The 1,764-nt window shown below is 69.0% G+C and carries 2 protein-coding genes; one reads left to right on the top strand and one right to left on the bottom strand.

What is annotated here, in order from left to right; genetic code table 11:
* Positions 1-165 precede the first annotated feature (165 nt).
* On the top strand, positions 166-927 hold the full coding sequence (gene madM / locus BIS11_RS16620; RefSeq protein WP_253425712.1) for a malonate transporter subunit MadM: 762 nt from the start codon (positions 166-168) through the stop codon (positions 925-927).
* Between the two features lie 69 nt (positions 928-996).
* Here the strand turns inward: madM and BIS11_RS16615 are convergent.
* Positions 997-1,764: MFS transporter (locus BIS11_RS16615; RefSeq protein ID WP_253586594.1), on the bottom strand; the 768-nt coding region annotated here is incomplete at its 5' end.

The following is a 1,764-nucleotide window of genomic DNA, read 5'->3' as shown; positions in this document are numbered from 1 at the left end:
GGGCCGCCCCAAGGCGCCCGCCACTGCCGACGTGTCGCCGAGTGATACGCCGGTGAACAAGGTCGCCTCGCGGGCCACCGGCGCGCCGAAGGCGAAAAAGCGTACCTCCTCGGCGAAGCGCTCGCGCCACGCCCGCCCCCACCACGCCCGCTAAGGAGCCGTCTCATGCTCGAATCCCTCATGACGCAACTCGAGAAACAGCACTTGATCGCCGCCTTCGCGCTGGTGGGCGCGGCGATGTACGTGTCTTACCTGGTCAGCGCCAAGCTGACCAACGGCCGCGTCCACGGCTCCGCCATCGCCATCATGGTGGGGCTGGCGCTGGCCTACTTCGGCGGCATCACTACCGGCGGCAGCAAGGGGCTTGCCGATATCAGCCTGTTCGCCGGCCTCGGCCTGATGGGCGGCGGCATGCTGCGCGATCTGGCGATCATCGCCACCGCCTACGGCGTGCGCTTCCAGGAGATCCGCCAGGCCGGGCTCAGCGGCGTCATCGCGCTGTTTCTGGGGGTGATCGTGTCCTTCGTCGCCGGGGTCGCGGTGGCCTTCGCCTTCGGCTACCGCGACCCGGTCGCCCTGACCACCCTCGGCGCCGGCACGGTGACCTACATCGTCGGCCCGATCGCCGGCGCCTCCATCGGCGCCTCTTCAGAGGTGATCGCGCTGTCGATTGCCGCCGGCCTGTTCAAGTCGATCCTGGTGATGGTGCTCACGCCGATGGCCGCCAAGCGCATTGGTCTGGACAACCCGCGCTCGGCGATGATCTTCGGCGGGCTGATGGGCACCACCAGCGGCGTGGCGGCAGGCCTTGCCGCGACCGACCCGAAACTCGTGCCCTACGGCGCCATGACCGCCACCTTCTACACCGGCCTCGGGGCGCTGCTGGCGCCTTCCGTGCTGTATCTGTGCGTGCGCGCGATCTTCTGATCCGCCGCCCAGAAACGGCGACGCCGTGGCGATCACTCGCCACGGCGTTTTTCGTGCGCCAAGAACGCCTCAGCGCGCCTCGATCGCTCCGCGCCCCTTGAGCAGCGAGCGGGCGAGCATCACGTAGGCCACCGCTCCGCAGGCGGCCATGGCCAGCACCACCGACGCGAGGGTGTGGGGCATCACGGCGGAGAGCGCGCTCAGGATACCGGCGATGCCGAACTGCGCCGCGCCCAGCAGGGCGGCGGCGGTGCCGCCGCTGGTGGGGAAGAACTCCATGTAGCAGGCCTGGATGTTGGGCGAGATCGCCCCTACCGCGCCGATGGTCAGCATCATGGCGGCCAGGAAGGCGTACATCGACCAGTCGAGAAACGCCGCCGCGAGCAGCAGCACCACGCCCACCGCCTGGCAGGCCGTCGCCATCTGCAGGATGCGCAGTGAGGGCAGGCGCGTCAGCAGCAGCCGGTTGGCGATGTTGAACGCCAGCATGGCGACGATGTTGGCGGCGAACAGCAGCGCGAACTCGCTGCTCGTCTGGCCGAAATGCCCCTGGTAGATGAACGAGGCGTAGGTGATGAACATCATCAGGCACGAGAACGACCCCGCCTGCCAGGCGATGAAGGCCATGGCCGGCCGGGTCGAGAGCACCTGCTTGTAGCGCGCCCAGAGGCTCATCTGCGGGCTCTTGGTCCGCGACACCTTGCCGGGCCCGGTGAATACCGCGCGAATCAGCAGCGGCACCAGCGCCAGCGCGTAGGCGGCCAGGGCGAAGAAGATGTAGTGCCAGGAGCCGATCGCCAGTATGGCGCTGCCCACGCTCGGCGCGATCCCCGGGGC

It is taken from the genome of Halomonas sp. 707D4, from assembly GCF_024158685.1.
Classification (GTDB): Bacteria; Pseudomonadota; Gammaproteobacteria; order Pseudomonadales; family Halomonadaceae; genus Vreelandella.
This window is presented reverse-complemented; position numbering and strand designations above follow the sequence as displayed.

Excerpts from the sequence above, each read along its gene's own strand:
- madM (WP_253425712.1), top strand. The coding sequence starts at position 166 with ATGCTCGAATCCCTCATGACGCAACTCGAGAAACAGCACTTGATCGCC.